This is a genomic window from Lachnoclostridium phytofermentans (assembly GCF_000733755.1).
Lineage (GTDB): Bacteria > Bacillota > Clostridia > Lachnospirales > Lachnospiraceae > Lachnoclostridium > Lachnoclostridium phytofermentans_A.
In genome coordinates this window covers 1,309,157-1,335,223 of sequence record NZ_JPOF01000003.1, presented here as the reverse complement: position 1 = coordinate 1,335,223, position 26,067 = coordinate 1,309,157, and the positions used below count along the sequence as shown (strand labels likewise).

At 36.3% G+C, this 26,067-nt stretch carries 19 protein-coding genes and 1 other annotated feature; of the genes, 15 read left to right on the top strand and 4 right to left on the bottom strand.

Annotation, left to right across the window (positions count from 1 at the left end; genetic code table 11):
* The first annotated feature begins 62 nt into the window (after positions 1-62).
* The 8 genes from CC92_RS0111260 (at position 63) to CC92_RS0111225 (ending at position 9,845) form a co-directional block, all read left to right on the top strand.
* Positions 63-647 carry an ATP-binding cassette domain-containing protein gene (locus CC92_RS0111260; protein WP_029502782.1) on the top strand — a complete coding sequence of 195 codons (585 nt, stop codon included), beginning with the start codon at positions 63-65 and terminating at the stop codon, positions 645-647.
* Positions 648-782: 135 nt separating this feature from the next.
* Positions 783-1,580 carry a hypothetical protein gene (locus CC92_RS0111255; protein WP_029502783.1) on the top strand — a complete coding sequence of 266 codons (798 nt, stop codon included), beginning with the start codon at positions 783-785 and terminating at the stop codon, positions 1,578-1,580.
* A 317-nt stretch (positions 1,581-1,897) separates the two neighbouring features.
* On the top strand, positions 1,898-2,653 hold the full coding sequence (locus CC92_RS0111250) for a cytidylate kinase family protein (protein ID WP_029502784.1): 756 nt from the start codon (positions 1,898-1,900) through the stop codon (positions 2,651-2,653).
* Positions 2,654-2,904: 251 nt separating this feature from the next.
* Positions 2,905-3,951: a sporulation integral membrane protein YtvI gene (ytvI, locus tag CC92_RS0111245; RefSeq protein WP_029502785.1), complete on the top strand. Its 1,047-nt coding sequence runs from the start codon at positions 2,905-2,907 to the stop codon at positions 3,949-3,951.
* A gap of 134 nt (positions 3,952-4,085) precedes the next feature.
* Positions 4,086-4,295: a binding site (T-box leader), on the top strand.
* A 44-nt stretch (positions 4,296-4,339) separates the two neighbouring features.
* Positions 4,340-5,773 carry a proline--tRNA ligase gene (gene proS, locus CC92_RS0111240; RefSeq protein WP_029502786.1) on the top strand — a complete coding sequence of 478 codons (1,434 nt, stop codon included), beginning with the start codon at positions 4,340-4,342 and terminating at the stop codon, positions 5,771-5,773.
* A 45-nt stretch (positions 5,774-5,818) separates the two neighbouring features.
* On the top strand, positions 5,819-7,276 hold the full coding sequence (locus tag CC92_RS0111235) for a nicotinate phosphoribosyltransferase (RefSeq protein ID WP_029502787.1): 1,458 nt from the start codon (positions 5,819-5,821) through the stop codon (positions 7,274-7,276).
* 433 nt (positions 7,277-7,709) lie between these two features.
* Positions 7,710-8,162, top strand: coding sequence for a MarR family winged helix-turn-helix transcriptional regulator (locus CC92_RS0111230; RefSeq protein WP_029502788.1), 453 nt, complete (start codon positions 7,710-7,712; stop codon positions 8,160-8,162).
* Positions 8,163-8,471: 309 nt separating this feature from the next.
* Positions 8,472-9,845: a citrate/2-methylcitrate synthase gene (locus tag CC92_RS0111225; protein WP_029502789.1), complete on the top strand. Its 1,374-nt coding sequence runs from the start codon at positions 8,472-8,474 to the stop codon at positions 9,843-9,845.
* 121 nt (positions 9,846-9,966) lie between these two features.
* On the opposite strand, the gene CC92_RS0111220 is transcribed toward CC92_RS0111225, so the two are convergent.
* Positions 9,967-10,113, bottom strand: coding sequence for a hypothetical protein (locus CC92_RS0111220; RefSeq protein ID WP_155998345.1), 147 nt, complete (start codon positions 10,111-10,113; stop codon positions 9,967-9,969).
* Positions 10,114-10,897: 784 nt separating this feature from the next.
* Between CC92_RS0111220 and ileS the strand changes: the two genes are divergently transcribed.
* From ileS to CC92_RS0111200, 4 genes are all read left to right on the top strand, one after another.
* Positions 10,898-14,173 carry an isoleucine--tRNA ligase gene (gene ileS, locus CC92_RS0111215; RefSeq protein ID WP_029502791.1) on the top strand — a complete coding sequence of 1,092 codons (3,276 nt, stop codon included), beginning with the start codon at positions 10,898-10,900 and terminating at the stop codon, positions 14,171-14,173.
* 459 nt (positions 14,174-14,632) lie between these two features.
* Positions 14,633-14,833 carry a cold-shock protein gene (locus CC92_RS0111210; protein WP_029502792.1) on the top strand — a complete coding sequence of 67 codons (201 nt, stop codon included), beginning with the start codon at positions 14,633-14,635 and terminating at the stop codon, positions 14,831-14,833.
* 48 nt (positions 14,834-14,881) lie between these two features.
* The gene (locus CC92_RS0111205) at positions 14,882-15,082 is read left to right on the top strand and encodes a cold-shock protein (protein WP_029502793.1); all 201 of its coding nucleotides are present in this window, start codon (positions 14,882-14,884) and stop codon (positions 15,080-15,082) included.
* A gap of 78 nt (positions 15,083-15,160) precedes the next feature.
* Positions 15,161-15,361: a cold-shock protein gene (locus CC92_RS0111200; protein WP_029502794.1), complete on the top strand. Its 201-nt coding sequence runs from the start codon at positions 15,161-15,163 to the stop codon at positions 15,359-15,361.
* A gap of 339 nt (positions 15,362-15,700) precedes the next feature.
* On the opposite strand, the gene CC92_RS0111195 is transcribed toward CC92_RS0111200, so the two are convergent.
* From CC92_RS0111195 to CC92_RS0111185, 3 genes are all read right to left on the bottom strand, one after another.
* Positions 15,701-17,128: a gluconate:H+ symporter gene (locus tag CC92_RS0111195; protein ID WP_081841837.1), complete on the bottom strand. Its 1,428-nt coding sequence runs from the start codon at positions 17,126-17,128 to the stop codon at positions 15,701-15,703.
* A gap of 39 nt (positions 17,129-17,167) precedes the next feature.
* On the bottom strand, positions 17,168-18,889 hold the full coding sequence (gene ilvD / locus CC92_RS0111190; protein WP_029502796.1) for a dihydroxy-acid dehydratase: 1,722 nt from the start codon (positions 18,887-18,889) through the stop codon (positions 17,168-17,170).
* Positions 18,890-19,492: 603 nt separating this feature from the next.
* Positions 19,493-20,206, bottom strand: a complete 714-nt coding sequence (locus CC92_RS0111185) for a FadR/GntR family transcriptional regulator (RefSeq protein WP_029502797.1) — start codon at positions 20,204-20,206, stop codon at positions 19,493-19,495.
* A gap of 185 nt (positions 20,207-20,391) precedes the next feature.
* On the opposite strand from CC92_RS0111185, the gene CC92_RS0111180 reads away from it, so the two are divergent.
* The 3 genes from CC92_RS0111180 (at position 20,392) to CC92_RS0111170 (ending at position 25,879) form a co-directional block, all read left to right on the top strand.
* The gene (locus tag CC92_RS0111180; protein ID WP_029502798.1) at positions 20,392-21,717 is read left to right on the top strand and encodes a hemolysin family protein; all 1,326 of its coding nucleotides are present in this window, start codon (positions 20,392-20,394) and stop codon (positions 21,715-21,717) included.
* A 268-nt stretch (positions 21,718-21,985) separates the two neighbouring features.
* Positions 21,986-23,068: a dienelactone hydrolase family protein gene (locus CC92_RS0111175; RefSeq protein WP_242841340.1), complete on the top strand. Its 1,083-nt coding sequence runs from the start codon at positions 21,986-21,988 to the stop codon at positions 23,066-23,068.
* Between the two features lie 366 nt (positions 23,069-23,434).
* On the top strand, positions 23,435-25,879 hold the full coding sequence (locus CC92_RS0111170) for a glycogen/starch/alpha-glucan phosphorylase (RefSeq protein WP_029502800.1): 2,445 nt from the start codon (positions 23,435-23,437) through the stop codon (positions 25,877-25,879).
* The last annotated feature ends 188 nt before the right edge of the window (positions 25,880-26,067 follow it).

Genomic DNA, 26,067 nt, shown 5'->3' with positions numbered 1-26,067 from the left:
ATAAGATCGTGCAGAAAATCATAATCGTTATCAAAGCGCAAAACACCAGGTTGGAGGTTACGATGAGAGGGAAAGAAATAATCTTTGAGAATGTCTCGGTCAATTTTAATGAAAAAGAGGTTCTAAAAGATATAAATCTTACAATAAAACAGGGAGAAGTCATCGGTATCATGGGGGCTTCTGGTATTGGAAAAACAACTTTTGTTAAAATATTGTTAGGGTTATTAAAACCAACATCGGGAAAAGTATACGGGTTAGAGAATCTACAGTTTTCAGCTGTATTCCAAGAAGACCGATTGTGTGAGAACTTTGATGCAATTACTAATGTTAAGATGGTGTTACCCTCTGATATAACGACAGATCAAGTGGAGAAAGAATTTTTGAAGGTTCTTCTTACTGATTATAAAGGAACGTCTGTAAGTAAGTTAAGCGGAGGAATGAAACGAAGGGTTGCAATTGTAAGAGCTGTGATGGCGCAAAGTGATGTGATTATATTAGATGAGCCTTTGAAAGGATTAGATGAGGCTTTAAAAGAGAAGGTATTATCCTATCTTAAAGAATCGTTATCAGAAAGAACCGTTATTCTTGTGACACACGATAAAGCGGAAATTGAAGCTTTGCATGCAAAGTTATTATATTTTTCTTAATTCAATATCAAAATACTAGTAGTTTCATGAAAATGAAAAGAATCACAAAAAATGTTTGCCAGAATAGAATATCTTTGCTAGAATAAAGCTTAAGTATTTTATGGAATATGATGGAAAACAAGAAAGGGTGAGATTATGAGAATTAATAATAAGGCTTTAAAGATTGTTATGATGTTAACGCTATCAACAATTTTGTTTGTTGCTTGTGGTAAGAAGGAAGATGATATTTTAACACCGGCTGTAACTGCAGAGCCAACAAAGGGAGCAGATGTAACACCAACAGTAGAGCCAACAGCAGTTCCTACGGAAGCTGTAGCAGCTCCAACGGAAGCACCGATAGTAGTTGATCCAAAGGCAACCATTGATGGAACAACTTATAAGAGCGAAGGTTACGGTTTTTCAATCACTATGCCAGAAAAGTGGGTTGTACTTGATCAAGTAGAAACCTACGACTATCTCAATACATCTATGGGAGGTTCCTTTGAAAGTGGCGAAGTTCTAAAGACTACAATGGAATCTCAAGGAATAAGCTATTTATTTTTAGCGACCAATTCTGAAATGCAGGAGAATGGTGCTACGGATAATTTTATCGTTCAAGCAATGTCTTCTGCAATGCTTGGAGGACTTAGTTTAGAGTCAATGGTTGGAACTTTTGGTACTTCAGCTAAGTCTCAGTATACTAGTATGGGTGCAACTTGTACTATTACAGAACCTGTAAAGACAACGAAGGATGGCATGGATTACTTTACTTTTGATATTGTGGCAAACCTTCCAACAGGTGCCGAGGCAACCGATAATTCAACAGTCAGTGTATATCAATCTATGATGTATTTTGAAAAAGACGGAACAATTATGCAGCTTGCAGGTACTGCTGTATCAGAAGAAAATTTAGAATTGATAAATAAAGTGTTTGATAGTATAGTATTTGAATAGAACATCTGCGATAAGAAGTTTGAAAGATGTTCCTTAGACGCTATCAAATGGGTTTGTAAGGGATTTTATTTTACATTGTAATAATATAGATCGAATAAACAGGAAGCCGGTTATCTGGCTTCCTGTTTGTATCATTTAAGGTATTATGGCACGTTAATTGGATAAAATAAAGATAAAAAGTTAGTTTAGGAAGGAGCAAATGGGGGAGAAGGAGCGAAATTCCTAAAAAATACTCTTTCAAGATGAAATAAGACATGCTATGATAGGAAGAAAATATTGTACTTTAAAATGTGCTTTTTAAATAGGAGGAAAAACAAATGCATATCACGTTAACCGGTAATCTCGGAAGCGGAAAATCTACGATTTGCAAGATTTTAGAATCGAAACATCATTATGAAATTTATTCTACGGGTAAGGTACAGCGTAAGCTGGCAGAAGATTTAGGAATCAGTGTGCTCGAGATGAACCAACTCATGTGCAAGGACCACAAGTATGATAATATGATTGATGATACTACTGCAAAAATTAGTCGTGAGAATCCGGATAAGGCGATTGTATTTGATTCCAGATTGGCGTGGAACTTTGTTGAAAAATCATACAAAGTATTTTTATCGGTTAGTCTTGATGTTGCAGCTAGCCGTGTATATGGCGATAATCGTGGTAATGTTGAAAAGTATTCAAGCTTAGAGGATGCAAAACAGCAATTAAAACTTCGTGCTCAAACAGAAGATATTCGTTATAAAGATATTTATAATTTGGATTACTTTAATTTTTCAAATTATAATTTAATCTTGGATAGTACTTATTGTACTCCAGAACTTCTTTCTAAGGTAATTTTAGAAGAAGCTAAAAAATACAAAGAAAACAGCCAAAAGAAAGAAACAAAGATTTTAATGTCCCCAAAACGTCTTGGGATAGAAGATGCTATTATGTCTGCACATCCAGAGAAGCTTTATTTAGAGGGAGATATTGTTATTGAAAAAACAGAAGAAGATTACAAGGTAATCCGTGGGATGGAGTTTGTAAAACAGGCGGCAGAGGAAGGAATACCTTTGGTGGCAGTTTCCTTGTAAGAGAAAGTATAGTTTTTTTACTTTAATTATTTTTTCTAAATAAGTTAATAAAAAATCTTTCTTTCTAATAACTGTGGCGTCTTAGCGTTTTTTAGGAAAATTATTTAACAAAAACTAACAAATGCGAAGAAGCCAGAAAGATTACGTATTTATAAGAATGGGATATGTTACATTCTATTTTTGGGCATAGATAAAAATCTTCTACAGACAATAGTATCAGAATCAGCTAAGGATTGATACGAGGTGATTGTTTGGAGAAGAAAGTGTATCTATCAAAAAATCAAAAGAAGTTACTTCTTACCGTTGGGACAATCATTGCTGTGTATGTAGGTTTAAAATACCTATTACCGCTGTTTGTCCCATTTTTGTTTGCTTACTTTATTGCTTGGCTGTTAAGACCTGTGGTAGGATTTCTACACAAAAAATTCAAGATTCCACTTATAGTAGGCGGAGGTTTTGGTGTTCTATTGTTATTACTAGTAATTTCAGTAATATTATGTTATCTTGGAAGAATTTTATTCAACCAGGTCGTATTATTTTTACGAAATATTCCGATTTATCAGCAATATTTTACACAGCAGATGGAGGTTATCTGTGTTACGGGGGATAAGTTATTCGGATTTAAGGATGGATCATTAAAATTAGTAGTGAGTGATGGAATGGAAACATTGGTAAAATATGTTCAATCGAATATATTGCCGAAGATGACTGTTCAAACAATAAAAATTGCAATTGGTTTAGTAGAAGTTCTAGCAATTTTTCTTATTATTTTGGTAGCTACTATTTTAATAATTAAGGATATGGAGGAATATAAGGCAGGGCTTCGAAAATCAGAATTTTACCCTGTGGTTCATAAAATTACACAAAAGTTATCGGATACTGGAATTGCTTATATGAAAACGCAGATAATATTGATGTCGATCATCGCTGTAATTAATACAGTAGGATTTTTCATATTAAAAAATCCGTACGCTTTATTAATCGGAATTGCGGTTGGTCTCTTCGATGGATTTCCGGTATTAGGCAGTGGCCTAATCTTGGTTCCTTGGGCAATTGTTATGGTGATACAAAAACAATTTATTCATGCGGCTGTTATTATGAGTATATTTTTATTATGTCAGGTAGTTCGTGAAATATTGGAACCAAAGCTGTTGGGGGATAAAATAGGAATTAAACCTATCTATAGTATGATTGCAATGTATGTGGGAGTACAACTTTTCGGGGTTGTTGGTTTTTTTCTAGGACCACTTAGTTTAGTTATTATAAAAACTGTGATATCTGCGTATTCAGAGGGATAGTATAAAACTATACTCAAAGTTAAATAAGGGAAACTACTGAGTTTGCTAAAAATCATTCTTGACAAAAGCCAGTATGTGGCATAAAATCATGGTAATCTACATTCTATGCTATGCAACACATGGCATGCATTAGAAAAACTGCGATGAAGAGGAATAGTATATAGATAAGTCATTTTAGAGAGAGAGTGGTTGGTGAAAACTCTTATGAAACCCTATAGAACCTACCTTGGAGCACTGTAACGATATGATATCGTATAAAATACAGCGTATATCGGCGTTAACGATAGGAGTGAATTGCGTTAGCAATTAATTTGGGTGGTACCACCGAAGTTTCGGTCCCTTGTTTTAAGGGACCTTTTTTATTATAAAAAAATAAAGGAGAATGATTATGGCAAACGATAAGAAACTAGTAGAGTCCATTACCTCAATGGAGGAAGATTTCGCTCAGTGGTATACTGATGTAGTAAAAAAAGCAGAGCTTGTTGATTACTCTGGAGTAAGAGGATGTACTATTTTCCGTCCAGCAGGATATGCTATTTGGGAGAATATCCAAAAGGAGTTAGATGCAAGATTTAAGGCGACTGGAGTAGAAAATGTTTACATGCCTATGTTTATTCCAGAAAGCTTATTAAATAAAGAAAAAGATCATGTGGAGGGTTTTGCACCAGAAGTTGCTTGGGTTACCCACGGTGGTGGAGAGCAGTTACAAGAGCGTTTATGTGTAAGACCAACCTCAGAGACTTTGTTTTGTGATTTTTATTCTCATATCATTGAATCTTACCGTGATCTTCCTAAGCTATACAATCAATGGTGTTCTGTTGTACGTTGGGAGAAAACAACCAGACCATTCTTACGTACCTTAGAGTTCTTATGGCAAGAAGGGCATACCGCACATGCTACAGCGGAGGAAGCAGAAGAAAGAACGATTCAGATGTTAAATCTCTATGCTGATTTCTGTGAAGACGTGTTAGCAATTCCTATGGTTCGTGGTAAGAAGACGGACAAAGAAAAATTTGCAGGAGCGGAAGCAACTTATACCATTGAAGCATTAATGCATGATGGTAAGGCTCTTCAATCCGGAACAAGCCATAATTTTGGAGATGGATTTGCGAAAGCATTTGGTATTCAGTATACCGATAAAGAAAATAAACTACAATACGTACACCAGACTTCTTGGGGAATGACGACTCGTCTTATTGGCGCATTAATTATGGTGCATGGTGATAATAGTGGTCTTGTATTACCACCAAGAATTGCTCCAACACAAGTTGTGATTGTACCAATCATGCAAAAGAAAGAAGGCGTATTAGAAAAAGCAGCAGAACTACGTGATAAACTTGGTGCATTTCGTGTTAAGGTTGATGATTCTGATAAGAGTCCAGGATGGAAATTCTCTGAACATGAGATGCGTGGAATTCCTGTACGTGTTGAAATTGGTCCAAAAGACATCGAAGCAAATCAGGCAGTATTAGTTCGCCGTGATACAAGAGAAAAGGTAGTTGTTTCTCTCGATGAAATTGATTCAAAGATTGGTGAAATCCTTGAAGTTATGCAAAAAGAAATGTTAGAGCGTGCTAGAAATCATCGTGATGCTCATACTTATGAGGCTCATTCTACCGAAGAATTTGCTGACCTTATAGCAAACAAACCAGGCTTTGTGAAGGCTATGTGGTGTGGAGAGCGTGCTTGTGAAGATGAAATTAAAGAAAAAACAGGTGCTACTTCCCGTTGTATGCCATTTCACTGGGAGCCTATCTCTGATACCTGTGTATGCTGTGGCAAAAAAGCAAAAACCTTAGTATATTGGGGAAAAGCATACTAATAGATCAAGAAACTACACTTGATGATTGCGAAGGAGGATATCGCTATGGCTGAACGTAATTTAACGTTGTTGACCGATTTTTATGAGCTAACTATGATGCAAGGTTATTTTAAAAATAATACTAACGACACGGTTGTTTTTGATGCATTCTATCGAACGAACCCATCTGGCAGTGGTTATGCCATTTGCTGTGGATTGGAGCAAGTAATTGATTATATCAAGAACTTAAGATTCGAACAGGATGATATTGATTACTTTCGGAGCCTTAGCATATTTGATGAAGATTTCTTAGAGTATTTGAAAAACTTTAGATTTTCTGGTGATATCTATGCTGTTCCAGAAGGTTCTGTAGTATTTCCAATGGAGCCACTGGTAAAAGTAGTAGCTCCAATTATGGAGGCTCAACTAGTGGAAACAGCAATTTTAAATATTATCAATCATCAGAGTTTAATTGCAACGAAGGCATCCCGTGTTTGCTATGCAGCCCGTGGTGAGGGTGTTATGGAATTTGGTCTTCGTAGAGCACAGGGACCTGATGCAGGAACATTAGGTGCGAGAGCTGCAGTAATCGGCGGATGTATTGGTACCAGTAATGTTCAAAGTTCAAAGATGTTCGGAATCCCAGCTCTTGGTACGCATGCGCATAGTTGGATCATGAGTTTTGAAGATGAGCTAACAGCATTTCGTAAATATGCTGAGCTTTATCCGAATAATGTTACTTTATTGGTTGATACGTATGATACCCTTCGATCAGGTGTACCAAATGCAATACGGGTTTTCAAGGAAATGAGAGAGGCTGGAACGCTTACAGGTCGCTATGGAATTCGTCTTGATAGTGGCGATTTATCCTACTTATCCAAAAAAGCTCGTAAGATGTTAAATGAAGCTGGCTTTAGTGAAGCATCCATCTGCGCATCTAGTGATTTGGATGAATATTTGATTGACTCACTAAAAACACAGGGAGCACAGATTAATTCCTGGGGTGTTGGCACAAACCTAATCACATCTAAGGATTGCCCTGCATTTGGTGGAGTATATAAATTAGCTGCAATTAAGAAAGATGGTAATTTCATTCCAAAGATTAAGTTGTCTGAAAATCAGTGGAAGATAACAAATCCTGGTAATAAAACAATATACCGAATCTATGATAAGGATAGTGGTAAAATTAAAGCTGATTTAATTGCTTTAGTTGGAGAAAAGTATTCCGAGGAAAATCCGCTATTACTTTTTGATCCTATGGCCACTTGGAAGAAGACCTATTTAAAACCGGGTACTTATAAAATGCGTGAAATGCTTCTTCCAATCTTTTTAAATGGAGAATGTGTATATGAATCTCCTGCTGTAATGGATATTCGAACTTACTGTCAGGATGAACTTAATACACTCTGGGATGAAACAAGACGTTTAGTCAACCCTCAGGATGTGTATGTAGACTTATCAAATGAGTTATATCATATGAAACATCAGTTGTTAGACAGCTATAATTCTGGAGTGCATGAATAAGCTTAAAAGCAGATGTAATAATATCAACTTATTATTAATAGAGGCATAAGAATAAAAGATATAACATTCTTTTTTTCTTAGTGCCTCTGTTTAACTTTATTAAGTTTTTTAGTTTATTCTTTATCTAAGCAATGTTGAAACTAGCAATATGATAAGAAGAATCATAGATTTATTAGGGAATAGCGGGAAGCAAATTAAGAATACTACTTATATTTTATAGGGGATTACTACCAAAAGGAGAAACAATCCTTGACAAAACAAGAGAAATAATGTATTCTCATCTCATTAATTAACGATGTTAACAATCTATTTTTACCAATTTTATATACTTTTTCAAAAAATATAGCAAAAATAAATAGATGAATTGATTGATAGCAATTCTTGGCTATAGATCTATAATATCGTAATGAAATAGAATTGGAGTTTATGTGATATGCAAACGGAACCCAGTGATCTGATTACCATGATGCACCATTTGCGCTCCGTCGTAAGTCAGCTCCGTCCACAAAGTGAATTAACGTTTGGTGAATTTTGTGCGATGAATATGATTGAAGCATCTCAAAAAGATGAGAATCAAAAACTGACACCGACTAGTTTGAATGAGCAACTTGGTACAAAGAAACCTGCAACCTCTCGAATGCTTACGGTACTTGAGAAAAAAGGATTTCTTAAGAAGGTAAGCGATGCGAAAGACCATCGAATTTACTATTTGGAGCTAACAGCGTTAGGAAAACAAGCTCTCTTAAAGGAAAGAGATATTTTTCATAAGTTGTTGATACGTATAGGCAATCGAATGGGAAAAGATGAAATAAAACAGATGGTGGAATCTCTTCAAAAGTTGGGTGACATCTTAGAGGATGTGTTAGAATTACCGTCGATGGAATAAGATAGACTGATAGGGTAGTCGCATATTTATGCACTAACACTATCAGTCTTTTGTTATATCTATTTAATAGAGTTAAAATAGTTATGATAACATCCATAGGCAAGGTATGTCCCTATCGATATCATGATTCGTGTAGTTTCTCCTGCATCTTATAACTATGCATGGAATTGTAGAATTATGTTTCTAATTTTTTCATAAAATTGGAGAAAAATTATTGACAAGTAAAATAAAATAAGTAATACTTGTAGTTAATCATAAATAGTTAACCATGTTAATAATCTTTGGAATAAGCCAAAAAGGAGGAATTGAATGAAAGATGTCATTTTTCAAGTCACCCCACAGGTAAGGAAGTTAGCTGCCATATGTACGAGTAGGGATAAGGTCCCGGCTGAATTATATCGTCAGTATGATGTGAAACGTGGCTTAAGAGATCTTAACGGGAAGGGAGTCCTCGCTGGGCTTACGAATATTTCAGAAGTACACGCAAAGGATATTGTGAATGGTGAAGAGGTACCATGCGAAGGCAGACTTTTTTATCGGGGTTATGATGTAAGGGAATTAACGGATGGTTTTTTGTCTGAGGGTAGATATGGGTTTGAAGAAATTACATATCTCTTATTATTTGGAGAATTACCAACGAAAGAGCAATTAGATGATTTTAAAGTAGAGCTTGGGCAAAGAAGAACATTACCTCATAATTTCTGTCGTGATGTCATTATGAAAGCACCTAGCAAGGATATTATGATATCCCTCGCAAAAAGTATTCTAACCATTTATTCTTATGATACAGAGGCAGAGAACACCTCTATTCCTAATGTAATGAGACAATGCCTAAATCTTATCAGTCAATTTCCAATGCTGGCTGTTTATAGTTACAATGCATATCACCATAGTATTGGGAATAGTCTTCATATTCACCCACCAAAAGAAGAATTTTCGATGGCAGAGAATATTCTATATATGTTACGTCCAGACAGGAAATTTACCCCTTTTGAAGCAGCTGTGCTTGATTTAGCTTTGGTACTTCATATGGAGCACGGTGGCGGAAATAACTCATCCTTTACTACCCGTGTTGTTACATCTTCTGGAACTGACACTTATTCAGTTATGGCTGCAGCACTTGCTTCCTTAAAAGGACCAAGACATGGTGGTGCGAACATCAAAGTGATGCAAATGTTTGATGACTTAAAGGATAAGATTAGTGATTGGAAAGATGAAGAAGCAATCTCAGATTATTTATTAAGAATCCTTAGAAAAGAAGAATTTGATCGTTCCGGTCTTATCTACGGTATTGGCCATGCAGTGTATTCTATTTCAGATCCAAGAGCTGATATCTTTAAGAATTTTGTTGGAAAGCTTGCTGTGGAAAAAGGACAGGAAAAAGAATTCGAGTTATATACCGTCGTTGAAAGGCTTGCACCAAAGTTAATTGGGGAAGAGAGAAAGATTTATAAAGGTGTTAATGCGAACGTTGATTTTTATAGCGGGTTTGTATATCGGATGCTTGAATTACCATTAGAATTATATACTCCAATGTTTGCTGTCGCAAGAATTGTCGGATGGAGTGCTCACCGCTTAGAAGAACTTGTTAGTGCAGAAAAGATTATCCGCCCAGCTTATCGTAGCGTACACGATCGTAGAGAATATACTACCATGGACGCGCGTGTAGAAGAAACAAAATAGTGAGTAGAAACATAGGTAAAGAATAAAATCCTATCTGCTTGCTCCTTACTATTGATTAGATAAAGGAGAAAGCTGTCAGTAGAAAAGGAACAAGCAGAAGGGGTGTAGCTTGAAAAATTAATTAACCGCGAAGACCGTTAACGAAACGTTCTACATCATTACGAGAATGAAAGGTATCTTTCATACGCATAACGGCTTCATATTCACTGGCATTTAGCCCTTTTAGATAATTATCTATTTCATTATCCGTTAATAAAATTGCGGCCATTACTTGTGCACCATAAATATTATCTGTTTGCAATGAAATTGGTTCCGTATTGATCACCTCAAAGATAATGTGTGCAACTTCGTACAGATTATGCTTTGAAGAAGTTGCCAATTAATAAAACAAGTAGATTATCTGAAAGAAAGAAATTGCTAATCTTAATTATAAAGGGTAATTGGTTTTGAAAAGTATGCAATCTGAATTTGATATTGACAAAGCGTGGAATCTATACTAAGATAAAGAAAATATAGTGTTCTGTCGTAGAAGTTGATGAAACGATCGAGCGCAAATGCATATGCAAAGACGTTGACGAAGAGAGTAAGAATTCTTAAAAATCACAGCGAGCTGCAGAGAGTGTGAGTGCAGTAGGAGTAGGGAATTTCTGAAAATCACTTTATCAGTTGCAACATTGAACCGTAGTTAGTAGGTGTTGTCGGGATCTACCGTTATATAGATAATGTATAACAGACTTAGTCTGCGTACGTGAAATAGGTGGTATAATGAAGCATTCCTGCTCTCATCCTGTTTTGGATGGGGGCTTTTTTAATTTATCGGAAACTGTTATGCAATTATGTATAAATTAGAAACTCCAAGGGATGGTACACTCTTACCAAAAGAAATCAGCTATTCCTATGATCGTGCGCGAAGTGTATTTCTCTAAGTATAATAAAAAAAGTTTGGCAAGAGAAAACTAAATTTATCTAATTTTAGAACCTTAGATGGCTAGCGCTGACTGCGAAAAACGAAATAAGGAAACAATAGAAGAGATAAGAAAGGAAGATGAAGCATGTACGAAAAGGTATCAACCAACCTGAATTTTGTTGACAGAGAAAAAGAAGTATTAAAATTCTGGAAGGAAAACGAAATCTTTGAAAAAAGTATTGATTCCAGAAAAGAGGGAGAGACATTTACTTTTTATGATGGTCCTCCAACTGCAAACGGTAAACCACACATTGGACACGTATTAACTCGTGTTATTAAAGATATGATTCCAAGATACCGTACGATGAAGGGCTGTATGGTTCCTAGAAAGGCTGGATGGGATACTCATGGTCTTCCAGTAGAGCTTGAAGTGGAAAAACTTCTAGAGTTAAATGGTAAGGAACAAATTGAACAGTACGGTCTAGAGCCATTTATCACAAAATGTAAGGAAAGTGTTTGGAAATACAAGGGTATGTGGGAGGATTTCTCTGGTACCGTTGGTTTCTGGGCTGATATGGACGATCCTTATGTAACTTACCATAATGATTATATTGAGTCTGTTTGGTGGTCTTTAAAACAAATCTGGGATAAGGGCTTATTATACAAAGGTTATAAAATTGTACCTTACTGTCCAAGATGTGGGACACCACTTGCTTCCCATGAGGTAGCACAAGGATATAAGGATGTGAAAGAAAAGTCCGTTATCGCGAAATTCAAAGTAATGGATACAGAGAATGAATACTTCTTAGCATGGACAACAACACCTTGGACACTTCCATCTAACGTAGCACTTTGTGTTAATCCAAAGGAAGACTATGTGAAGGTACAAGTTTCAGTAAATGCCAAAGGGGACGTTATAAAAGCTCCTAAGGGTGAGGAAGAGAAAACGGAAGAAAATACAGCAGCTGGTGTAGAGTACTATATCTTAGCTGAAGCACTATGTTCCGTCATTGAGGGCGACTATAAGGTAGTTGAGCGTTACAAGGGTACTGATCTTGAGTATAAAAAGTATGAGCCATTATTTGAGTATGCGTATAACAATGCCGATGGTACTAGAAATGAAAAAGCAAATCGTGATAATGTATATGGCAAGAAGGCTTATTATGTAACCTGCGCTGACTATGTTACCTTAACAGATGGTACTGGTATCGTTCATATTGCCCCTGCCTTTGGTGCGGACGATGCGAATGTTGGTAATCGTTATGAACTTCCTTTTGTACAGTTAGTGGATGAAAGAGGCCAGATGAAGGCAGAAGTTACTGACTTTGCAGGTCAGTTTTGTAAGAAGAGTGACGAGGGTATCCTTAAGAAATTAGGAGAAACAAAGCAATTATTTAAAGTTCTTAAATTCGAGCATAGTTATCCATTCTGTTGGAGATGTGATACTCCACTTATTTACTATGCAAGAGAGTCCTGGTTCATCAAGATGACTGCAGTAAAAGATAAGATGATCGCAAATAATAATACGATCAACTGGATTCCTGAGACCATTGGTAAAGGACGTTTCGGTGATTGGTTAGAGAACCTTCAGGATTGGGGGATCAGCCGTAACCGCTACTGGGGAACTCCACTTAATGTGTGGACTTGTGATTGTGGTAAGATGCATTCCATCGGAAGCATTGAAGAGTTAAAGTCAATGTCTAAGAATTGTCCAGAGGATATCGAGCTTCATAGACCATACATTGATAATGTAACGATCACCTGTCCTGATTGTGGCAAGGAAATGCATCGTGTGCCTGAAGTAATTGACTGTTGGTATGATTCTGGTGCGATGCCATTTGCACAGCATCATTATCCATTTGAAAATAAAGAAAAGTTTGAAGCACAGTTCCCAGCAGACTTTATCTCTGAGGCTGTTGACCAGACGAGAGGTTGGTTCTACTCCTTACTTGCAATTTCTACACTAATCTTTGATAAAGCTCCATATAAGAACGTTATTGTTCTTGGACATGTACAGGATGAGAATGGTCAGAAGATGAGTAAATCCAAAGGAAATGCAGTTGACCCATTTGATGCGTTAGCGGAATATGGTGCAGATGCGATTCGTTGGTACTTCTATATTAACTCAGCTCCTTGGTTACCAAACCGTTTCCACGGAAAGGCAGTAGTAGAAGGACAGCGTAAGTTCATGGGTACTTTATGGAACACCTATGCATTCTTCGTACTTTATGCAAACATTGATCAATTTGATGCTACTAAGTATACCTTAGAGTATGATAAGCTTCCGGTAATGGATAAATGGTTACTTAGTAAGTTAAATACAGTAGTGAAAACAGTGGATGAAAATCTTGCTGCGTATAAGATTCCTGAGACTGCTAGAGCGCTACAGGAGTTTGTAGATGAGTTGAGTAACTGGTATGTAAGACGTGGCCGTGAACGTTTCTGGGCAAAAGGAATGGAGCAGGATAAGATCAATGCTTACATGACCTTATATACTGCACTCGTAACAATTGCAAAGGCTTCTGCTCCAATGATTCCATTCATGGCAGAGGACATCTATCGTAACCTTGTTTGCAGTATCGACAAGAGTGCTCCATTAAGTGTTCACCTATGCGATTTCCCAACCTGGGACGCTAAGTTAATTGATACGTTACTAGAGGATGATATGGAAGCGGTTCTTGAGATCGTAGTTCTTGGTCGTGCTTGTAGAAATACAGCAAACATCAAGCAAAGACAACCAATTGCTAAGATGTATGTAAAAGCAGAGTTAACTCATACAGCAAACGATGGTAGTGTGGTAGAAGGAATGTCTGATTTTTACAAAGAGATTATTGAAGAAGAGTTAAATGTAAAGAACGTAGTATTTACTTCTGATGTTCGAAACTTCACTTCTTATACCTTTAAGCCACAGCTAAAGACGTTAGGTCGCCGTTTTGGAAGCAAGTTAAATGCACTTAAAGAAATACTATCCGCTCTTGATGGCAACGCAGCGATGGATGAATTAAATGAGAAGGGAACACTCACGATTACCTTAGAGGGAATCGAAGAAGTTCTTGAAAAGGATGATCTTTTAATTGATGCAGCTCAGATGGAAGGATACGTAACAGACAGTGACCATGGTATCACAGTAGTTCTTGATACAAACCTAACAGAAGAGTTAATTGAGGAAGGATTTGTTCGTGAAGTGATTAGTAAGATTCAGACAATGCGTAAAGATGCTGGATTTGAAGTAATGGATCATATTGTAGTATCTGTTAAGGGGAATGAAAAGGTGGAAGCAGTTGTAAAGAAGAATGTTGCTGAAATCTCTTCCGTAGTTCTTGCAGACGATGTGGTTTATGATTCTGTTCAGGGCGTAAGCAAAGAATGGAACTTGAATGGGGAAGATGTTACGCTTGGTGTTAGGAAAGTAAATGCTTAAGAGAAACTATACCGATAGGTAAGAGAATAAACAAAAAAGGGGCTGTTGCACTAAGTAATTAGTGTACAGCTCCTTTATTAAAAAACTACCATTCGAATGAAAAGTGAGCCTTTTCTCTATAGATTATTACTTATTTCTTTTTCAAATTATCATTCTAAAAAGAAACTAACATTATAAATATATAGTACATATATTATATAAAGAAACTACAGAATTTACAAATCATGGTGTTGGTATGCATAAATATAAGAAAAATAATAAAAAACAAGAAAATACAAATTTAATTAATAAAACATGTTGACAAACCAAAAAAGATGTGTTAAACTAAGTTCATATTATTAATGTATTAACGGATTCACATATTTTTAGAGATTATATGTATGCGTCACTATATATAATTTGTAAAAATATGTGATTTTTTTATACTTTATAGTAAAAGTAAAATTTAGGAGGTACCACATGAGTACAGGTACAGTAAAATGGTTTAATGCAGAAAAAGGTTTTGGTTTTATTACAACAGATAACGGAAATGACGTATTCGTTCATTTTTCAGCGATCCAAGGAGATGGTTTCAAATCATTAGAAGAAGGTCAAGTTGTAAGCTTTGATATTGAAAAAGGTAACAGAGGCGAACAAGCGGCTAACGTTATAAGATTATAATTAAGTAATCTAAAAAATCTAAAAACACATAAGAAATAGGAGATAATTATGAATACAGGTATTGTAAAATGGTTCAACGCAGAAAAAGGTTTTGGTTTTATTACAGCAGATAACGGAAATGACGTATTTGTTCATTTTTCAGCGATCCAAGGAGATGGTTTCAAATCATTAGAAGAAGGTCAAGCTGTTGGTTTCGATATTGAAAAAGGTAACAGAGGCGAACAAGCTACTAATGTAGTAAGATTATAATTGCTTAATCTAAAAACATAAAATAAAAATATAAAATAAAAATATAAAATAAAAACATACAAGAAATAGGAGATAATTATGAATACAGGTATTGTAAAATGGTTCAACGCAGAAAAAGGTTTTGGTTTTATTACAGCAGATAACGGAAATGACGTATTCGTTCATTTTTCAGCGATCCAAGGAGATGGTTTTAAATCTTTAGAAGAAGGTCAGTCTGTAAGTTTTGACATTGAAAAAGGTAACAGAGGCGAACAAGCTACTAACGTAATAAGATTATAATCAACGAGATAGGAAGGTGCTGTCGTATTATAAACAGAACCGCTATCCGTCATAAATGAAAAATATAAAGATTTTCTATCCAGCAGGTTTTCTTGCTGGATATTTTTATGCTTCAAATAAATACTTTTTATGTATTCTACTGGGGTTAATGCGGTTAGATTTAGTACGAGTTCTTGAAAAAACAAAGCAGTGAAAAAATGAAGCAAAAAACAATATAGCCAAAACAATATAGTAAAAAAACAGGAGTAACTTTGATTTATTAATCAGAGTTACTCCTGAGTGTTTTTAATCAGAATTGTTATACAATAAACTTAAACAAAACTCATCCTATGCTTTTATCTAAGCAAAAAACGAAATAATCAATGCTCCAACAAATCCGGTTGCTCCAACAATCGTCTCCATCATGGTCCAAGACTTTAAGGTAGTCTTTTCATCGACTTGAAGTAAGGACTTCACAAGCCAGAATCCAGAGTCATTAAAGTGGCTCATTACTGTGGCACCACCAGCGATTGCTGCGGTTACACAGGCAAGATAGAGTGGTGAAAGAGAAGCAATTTCAGGCATGGAAGAGATAATTCCAGCAGCCATTGTCATCGCTACGGTAGCGGAACCAACGGAGATACGAACAAGAGCGGCTACTACGAAAGCGATAATAACAAGTGGAAGAGCGCTCTTAGCAACTGCATTACCAATAACGTCTCCAAGACCGGAGTCTTGAAGGATGTATCTTAAAACACCACCACAAGCAGTAACTAAAAGAATCATACCAGTTGGTTCTAAGGACTTTGTCATAACCTTTTCAAGTTCTTCTCTGGAATATCCATGCTTAATTCCGAGGATAACCATAGCAGCAATGGTTGCAATCGTTAAGGCGATAAATGGTTCGCCTAAAAAGGCAAGAACAGGCTTTATGCTAACTAAGAATTGTGCAGGTGTTTCCATGCTGTTAATAATAGCACCAGCTACAGTGTTAGTAAGAATTAATAATAATGGAATTAAGATAATACCAACAACTGTTGCAAACTTTGGAAGTTTGCTCTCGTCATAATCAGGTGTATCTTCTAAGTTTCTTGGTAGTGGTACATGAATCTTAGTTCCGATATACTTACCAAAGACCGGACCCGCAAGGATCATGGCGGCGGCACCAACAATCACACCAACGATAATAACATAACTTAAATCAACACCAAGCATATTTGCAACTAGAATTGGACCTGGAGTTGGTGGAATAAAGGCATGACCAACTGCAAGACCAGCAAGTAATGGAATTGCATAAAATAAAGTGGATTTCTTTGTACGTTTTGCTAAACCAAAAGCAAGTGGAATTAAGATAATTAAACCGGCGTCAAAGAAAACTGGCATGGAGATAACTAAACCTGTAATACCAAGAGCCCAAGCAGCTTTGTTATCACCAAATTTATTAACGAGGGTTAAAGCAATACGCTGTGCACCACCTGATATTTCTAAGATGGCACCAAACATAGAGCCAAGACCAACTAATAATGCGATACCTTTTAAGGTGTTCCCCATTCCAGTACCGATAGAGCCAATAATAGCTTCGGTAGACATTCCTGCGCCGATACCGATCACAATAGCGCTGATTAGGATAGATAGAATAGGGTGAAGTTTAACATAAATAATTAAAAATAATAAGATTGCCATACCAATGAGTGCGGAAGCAATGAGTCGACCGGCACCTACATTTGGGCTCGTTTCAGTTGCAGCTAGAAATAAGTTACTGCCTGTAAGGATAGTATTGATACCCATGTGATGTCTCCTTTTTGTTTTGATATTGAGTCAAATAAGTTACTGCATATATCCACCCTTCATTGGGGAAACAGCATGTTCAGAGAAGAATTTTAAGATGCCTTTTTCATATTTGGGCTCTGGTTTCTTCCAAAGTTTCTTTCTTTCCTCTAATACTTTTCTGATTTCTTCTTCGGATTTTAATTCGCCATGAATACCGGCAATTCGTAAAATACGTTCTTTGATATTAATTTCAATGATGTCGTTCTCTTCAACTAATGCAATTGGGCCACCCTCCGCTGCTTCCGGAGATACATGTCCGATGGCAGGTCCTTTGGAAGCTCCTGAAAATCGTCCATCGGTAATCAGTGCAATGGATTTTCCGAGTTTTTCATCCGAAGCAATCGCTTCCGTGGTGTAAAACATTTCTGGCATACCGCTTCCTTTTGGACCTTCGTAACGGATGAATACGGCATCCCCTGGTTTGATGCGTTTCTCAAGAACAGCAGCTATCGCATCCTCCTCACAATCAAATGGTCTAGCTCGAAGTACTGCCTGATGCATTTCCTTTGGTACGGCAGAATGCTTTACCACAGCTCCTTCTGGTGCGAGGTTTCCACGTAAGATTGCGATGGTTCCATCGTCTCCAATTGGTTCTTCAAAGCTACGTATCACGTCAGTCCGCTTTAAACCGACTTTCTTTAAATACTCATCACACTTTTCATAGTATCCGGATTTCTTTAAATCTTCTAAGTTCTCACCGAGAGTTTTTCCTGTAACCGTCATTACATCTAGGTGAAGCATTCCCTTTATTTCTTCCATAATGCGTGGAACACCGCCTGCATAGTAAAAATACTGTGCTGGCCATTTACCGGCAGGACGAATATCAAGCAAATAATGTGCGCCACGATGCTTTTGATCAAAAGTATCCGCATCGAGTTCTATACCAAATTCCTGTGCAATTGCTGGAATATGAAGTAAGGAATTAGTTGAACCAGAAATAGCTGCATGAACAATAATTGCATTTTCGAAGGACTTCATAGTAACGATGTCAGATGCTTTGATGCCTTTCCTTGCGAGTTCTACTGCTTGAATTCCTGCTTTTCTTGCAACTTCTTTTAAATCTTCACAGGTTGCTGGCATTAATGCGCTACCAGGAAGCATAAGGCCCATAGCCTCAGCCATAATCTGCATGGTAGAAGCGGTACCCATAAATGAACATGCGCCACAGGAAGGGCAAGCATTGTGTTTATAATAAGTTAGTTGCTCCTCTGTAATCTCTCCACGCTTGCACATAGCACTGTATTTTCCGATTTGTTCGAGTGTGAGTAAATCAGGGCCGGCATCCATCACACCGCCAGTCACCATGATGGATGGAATATCAAGTCTTCCGATTGCCATTAACTGTGCAGGGACTGCTTTATCACAGCTTGCAATAAATACACCTGCATCAAAGGTTGTAGCATTCGCATGAATTTCAATTAAGTTGGCAATAGTGTCACGAGACGCTAGGGAATAATTAATTCCATCATGTCCTTGTGCCATACCATCACAGATATCAGTCGCAAAGTATCTCGCTGCTTTACCACCGCTTTGATTCACTCCATCAACGGCTTCATTAACAAAAGTTAATAGGTGAGTGCTGCCTGGATGGCTGTCTCCAAATGTACTTTCGACAATGATCTGTGGCTTTTCTAAATCATTTGCGGTCCAACCCATTCCCATGCGTAGGGGATCCATCTCGGGAGCAATGGCGCGGACTTCTTGGCTTTTAAGTTTCATATACCCATTCCTTTCTGTGTGACAATAAATAAATATGTCTGATGACTATTTGAAAAAATCTTGCATACTTCGTTATATTTCTATTGTAAAATACTGAATAGTTGTCTGATGACTTTCTAGTAATAATGTAACATGTCACAAGAGAGATGTCAATTTGTTTCGTTAAATTTGTGATTATGTATAAAAATATAAATAATATTTGTTTAAAATAGTAAATAGAATTAGAAAAAGTATACAGTTTCAATTAAAAAGCATAAAGAGATAAGACATCTGATGGCCAAGATAGACGTATGATGTCTATTAAGACAACTGATTATTACTTAAGAGTTTTGAAGACCACTAAGACATCTGATCATTACTTAAGTGCTACAAAGACCACCAAGACATCTACCAGAGCCAAATTTCAAATTAAAAGTAGAATCATTATGGATTATGATAATTCGATTGGATAAGAGAAATACTTATGATAGGACTGAAAAACAGTGATAAAAAATACTGCAAGAGAAAATTTCACTTGCAGTACACGATACGATAATTATATGAAGCTGTAGTAACACTAGAGTTGATTTATTGTAATAAATATTGGTGTATTATTTCGACAGATTATGATTGTTCTGACTCAAACTCCTTTTTTAATTGAGTTATCATATTTCGATTATATAAAAGGTGCATCGTCATTGCGTACTTCGCACCGGCAGAATCATGATTACTGATTGCCTCGAATACTTGCCTGTGAGTTAAAATTGTCTCAGGAAGTAATTTTCTGTGTGTAATATTTCCAAACATGGCGACAGAAGAATTAATCATTGGAACCAATGTTTCCACAACGAGATTTTTACTGCATTTTGCAATGCAGGCATGATATTTAATATCCTCTTCGATGTGGTCTTGTCCTTCCTTAATTTTTTGCTCAACCTTTTCACACTGAATGCGAAGAGCTTCAATGTCTTCTTTTGTGGCATTTTCAGCTGCGTGAGATGCTATCTCGGGTTCAATCATAAGACGTACCGAAAGAAGGTCTAAGGCTAGTTTGTATCGGTCTGATATTAAGGAAAGACCTAGAGGATCATTTTTTTGTTCAGATCGTTCGCAGACAAAGGTACCAGCACCCCTTCGTACTTCAAGAATACCTTTGGAAGACAGGGATTTTATCACTTCTCGGATGGTACTTCTTCCAACGCAAAAGGTTTCTGCGAGATGAAATTCATTCGGAAGTTTGTCACCTGGCTTTAACTTATGATCTACAATGTAGCTAATAATATTATCTGCAACACGTTCTGTGAGAGTCTTATCTCCCAGATTTTCATACTGATACATGGAAAGCTTTCCTTTCTTTTAATTACAAATATAAACTATAATTAAGTATAATGGAAAGCCAAAAGAAATGCAATCTTTGGAATGTGATACCATGTGTACTACATTAAAAGGTAAATAGATTACTATTCCATGTTTTGACATGATATAGTATAATATGAATCAAAATTTATTATTTGGAGGTTTTTATGGACTTAGACCCTGACCCCGACGCGGGTAACATTATGCTTCAATTAAGCATTCTTATTCTTTTAACATTAGTGAATGCATTTTTTGCCGGTGCTGAGATGGCAGTAGTTTCCGTCAACAAGAACAAGATGAAGATGTTGGCAGACTCAGGCAACAAACGTGCAAAGCTAATTGTATCTTTATTTGATGACTCTACCAAATTCTTATCAACGATTCAGGTAGCAATTACATTAGCAGGTTTTTTCTCAAGTGCATCTGCAGCAACTGGTATTTCAAAGGTGCTTGGGGCTTATATGGAATCGTTATCGATCCCATATAGCCAAACGATAGCTATGGTTTTAGTTACTATCTTATTATCTTATTTTACCCTTGTTTTCGGTGAATTGGTACCAAAGAGAGTTGCGTTACTAAATGCAGAAGGCTTTAGTTTATTTGTGGTAAAGCCAATCATTGCGATATCTAAATTTATGTCACCATTTATACGGTTACTATCACTTTCTACGAACGGCGTCCTACACATACTCGGTTTTCATAAGCAAGAGGTAGAAGAGGTCGTAACAGAAGAAGAAATTTTGGCTATGTTGACTTCTGGTAGTGAAAAAGGTGTCTTTCATGAATTAGAAACAGAAATGATTAGTGGAGTATTCTCCTTTACCAACAAAACTGCTAGAGAAATTATGGTTCCGAGAAAAGATGTATTTGCCATCGATATTAATGTTCCTATGGAGGAGCAATTGGATGGTATCTTTGAATCTAGATATTCTAGAATTCCAGTTTTTGATGGAAACAAAGATAATATTATTGGTATACTTAACATAAAAGAATGTCTTCCTTCATGGAAACAACATAGTTTTTTACCAAAAGATGTAAGAAGACTTATGAGAAAGCCGCATTATGTAAATGATACCAAGTCAGTAGTCTCTCTGTTCCAGGAATTACAAAAAGATAAGAATCGTATGGCGATACTAATTGATGAGTATGGAGGATTTCTTGGTATCGTTACCATGGAAGATATAGTGGAAGAAATCGTCGGAGATATTGATGATGGACATAATGATGTTGATTTTGTAGAAGTGAAAGAAAATGAGTACCTTGTTAGTGGTGCGATGACTATAGATGATGTTAACAACGAACTTTCGATTGATCTTAAAAAAGGAAAATCAGAAACACTATCAGGATTTTTTATTGAACAGTTAGGATATATTCCAGAAGAACAAGATAGAACCATGATTAAGGTGAACAACATTACCTTACGTATCCATGAAGTAGAGGGAAAGAGAATTAGTAAAATACTTGTACAAATCGATCAGGAGATAACCAGTTAAAAAACACTAGGTGAGCAAATAGTAGAGAGTAGCAAATTCTAAATGATTTTGTTGCTCTCGTTTTTTATAAGATTACTAATATACTAACAGAGATACGATGTGTCCAAAACCGATTTTTATCATTACTAATTTCTATTATGATGATACGCAGAATATGAATAAACTTTTGGTTACGATTAACAAACAATGATAGACAGCCTTCTACTCTGTAGTATAATGAGAAAGAAGCAAATACCTTATAGAAACGTCACGAAAGAAGGAGAATTATATGGAGAGAATAGAGCAAGTTAAGGAATATTATCCTTGCCTTGAGAGTATGAAAAGAAAGTTTGATCGATTTGCTAGAAAAGATGCATTTACTGCAAAGACCAAAGAAGAATATGAAACTTGGGCATTAAGAGCACGAAATCAATTATTCGAGTTGTTTGGTATGGACAAGATGGAAACTTGTGAAAATAACGTTCTAAGTCTTTATGTGAAAGAATTAGATCATGGTAGGAAGAGAGAAAAAATTCTAATTCAAGTAGAGCCTGATGTGTACATGCCTTGCTATATACTTTACCCAAACGAAACGGAACAAAAGTATGTAGATAGTGGAATAAAAAAGCCCGCCTGCGCTATTGCAGCCCATGGTCATCAAGGCGGTGGGAAAGAATCTATTGCAGGAAGAAACGAGATACCTGCTATTAAGGCTTCCATCGATAAATTTGAGTATGATTATGGATTAGAATTATGTAAAAAGGGATATATTACCTTCTGTCCGGATGCCAGAGGGTATGCAGAGCGAAGAGAAGCAGCATTTCAAAAGGATGAGGAGCAACAGTACCTTTCTGGAACTTGTTTTCATCTTTCTCATATGGCGGAGCCTCTTGGGATGACAGTAATGGGTATGCTCGTATGGGATTTAATGCGTCTCGTAGACTATATTTATGAACGTGGAGATCTTGATGTCTCTGAATTAGCCTGCATCGGATTTTCTGGTGGTGGTATGCAGACCTTAATGACAGCAGCATTAGATGTAAGGTTAAAAAGACTATTGATTAGTGGTTATTTTTATGGTTATAAAGATTCCTTATTATTATTAAATGGTAATTGCAATTGTAATTATGTACCACATCTTTGGGAACATTATGATATGGGTGATATTGGAGCATTGTTAGCACCTAGAGAGGTAATCTTTCAATCATGTCGTGAAGATCATTTAAATGGTCCAAGGGGGCTTAGTAATGTTTATGAGCAACTAGAGATAGTAAAAGAGGCATATCGTTGTTTTGATGCCTTAGACAAGATAAGTCATGACATTTGTGAAGGCGGTCATTGTTTTCATAAAGAAATATTATACAGATTTTAGAAATAATACTTCCAATAATTACAATCTTTATGGAGTTTTTCTATTGAATTACAGGAAAACAAAATGTTATAATCAAGTAATCTTTTTTTAGTTCGGCAGTAACATAAGAGTTTGTCATATACATTCAGGAAGGAAACTAGCAGGAAGAGACACCGACGGAACCATTTATAAAACGTGGCATAGGATATAGTGACCCCTTTTATGCTTTGACGAGATACAGACAATCATTTTTTCGATTTGCTAGAAAGTCAATCTCTTAAGTGGTGGTTGATTAACTTAAGAAGCGGAGAAAAGATACCTTAATGCACATAGAAATCAATCAGTGCAGGCTGAGAAAAGAATCTTCTTATAAAGGGAGGAATAAGTATGGAGTTAAAGAAGGAAGAGTTTAAAAGAGATGTTGAGAATTACTTAAAAACACTTTTCCGTAGAAATGTAAAGGAAGCTACGAAGCAGCAGTTATTTCAAGCGGTATCCTATGCGGTGAAAGATATAATCGTAGAACAATGGATGGAAACTCATAGGAAATTTGAGGAGCAGGATGTAAAAACTGTCTACTATCTCTCCATGGAATTTCTAATGGGGCGTGCACTTGGAAATAACATCATCAACTTAAAGGCAGATAAGGTAGTTCATGAAGCTTTGGAAGAAATGGGGATAGATCTTAACATCATTGAAGATCAGGAGCCAGATGCAGCATTAGGAAATGGTGGACTTGGGAGACTTGCTGCATGTTTTTTAGAATCCTTAGCAAGTTTAAATTATCCAGCTTACGGTTGTGGCATTCGTTATAAATACGGCATGTTTGAGCAAAAGATTGAAGATGGATTTCAGGTAGAAGTTCCTGACTTGTGGTTAAAAGATGGAAATCCTTTTGAGATGAAACGAGCAGAATATGCACAAGAAGTGAAGTTTGGTGGCTATGTGCGCATGATAAAGGATGAAAATGGTAGGGAATGTTTTGTTCAGGAAAACTATCAATCTGTTCGAGCTGTTCCTTACGATATACCAGTAGTGGGTTATGGGAACCGTATGGTAAATACCTTAAGAATATGGGATGCGGAAGCAATCAATACGTTTAACCTTGATTCTTTTGACAAGGGAGATTACCAAAAGGCAGTGGAACAGGAAAATCTTGCAAGAACCATCTGTGAAGTATTGTACCCAAATGATAATCATTATGCAGGAAAAGAGCTAAGATTAAAGCAACAGTATTTCTTTGTATCCGCAAGTCTTCAACGAGCAGTTGCAAAATATAGTAAGAATCATAGTGATATTCGAAAACTCTATGAGAAGGTATGCTTCCAGCTTAATGATACGCATCCTACCGTAACGATACCCGAGCTCATGAGAATCTTAATGGATGATTACTATTTAACTTGGGAGGAAGCTTGGGAGGTCACAACGAAAGCTTGTGCTTATACCAATCATACCATTATGTCAGAAGCTTTGGAGAAGTGGCCAATTGAACTATTTGAACGCCTACTTCCAAGAGTATATCAGATTATTGACGAGATAAACCGTCGCTTTGTCCTTATGCTACAACAACGATATCCTGGGGACTATAAAAAAATCGAGAAGATGGCTATACTTTATAACGGACAGGTTAAGATGGCAAACCTTGCAATTGTTGCTGGATTTTCTGTCAATGGCGTCGCAAGGCTTCACACTGAAATCCTAAAGAAACAACAGTTGCGAGATTTTTATGAATTGTGGCCAGAAAAATTTAATAATAAAACAAATGGCATTACTCAAAGAAGATTTTTATTACATGGGAATCCAGAGTTGGCTGCATTTGTTACAGAAAAAATCGGTGATGGATGGATTTTAGACCTATCTCAGATGAATCAATTAGTACCATTTACAGAGGATCAAGAGGCTAGGGAAAAATTTATGGAGATAAAGTATCATAATAAACTTCGCCTTGCTGCCTATATAAAAGAACACAATGGGATTGATGTAAATCCAAACTCTATTTTTGATGTTCAAGTAAAGCGTTTGCACGAGTACAAACGTCAGCTTTTAAATATTTTACATGTGATGCATTTATACAATAAGTTAAAAGAAAATCCAGGTATGGAGTTTTATCCGAGAACATTTATTTTTGGAGCAAAGGCTTCTGCTGGATATCGAAGGGCAAAAGCAATTATTAAATTAATTAATAATGTTGGTGAGGTTATTAATAACGATGCCTCGATTGGAGATAAATTAAAGGTCGTTTTTATTGAAAATTACAAGGTATCAAACGCAGAACTAATCTTTGCTGCAGCGGATGTTTCAGAACAGATTTCAACAGCGAGTAAAGAGGCATCTGGAACAGGTAATATGAAATTCATGTTAAATGGTGCACTAACCTTAGGTACAATGGATGGAGCAAACGTAGAAATTGTGGAAGAAGTGGGGGTAGAAAATGCCTTCATCTTCGGACTAAGTTCGGATGAAATCATTCATTATGAGCTTAACGGAGGTTATCAGCCAAGGGACATCTATAATTCTGACTTGGATATCAAACGAGTAGTAGACCAATTAGTAGATGGATTTTATTCGGCACAAAACAAAGAATTATTTCGTGAGCTATACAATTCCTTACTCGATACAAACGGTTATGAAAAGGCAGATCAATACTTTATCTTAAAGGACTTTCGCTCTTATGAAGAGGCTCATAAGCGTGTAGAGGCAGCATATCGTAAAAAAGAGGATTGGGCAAAATCAGCAATGCTAAACGTTGCAAAGTGTGGAAAATTCTCATCTGATCGAACGATTGAGGAATATGTAAGAGACATCTGGAAGTTAAAAAAAGTTGTGTTGTAATGTATTTTATAAAACTACAACACGAAATAAGTAAGAGCATAGTAGTAATAGACTTTAGAATGAGTAAGTAGTAGACAAAGAATCTATGAATGTGATAAGAAACAACAATTAGAAGAGTCAAGCTGTTAAGTTAGTTTGATTCTTCCGATGGTTGTTTTTTTGATGTTGTACATAAAATTAAATGTTAA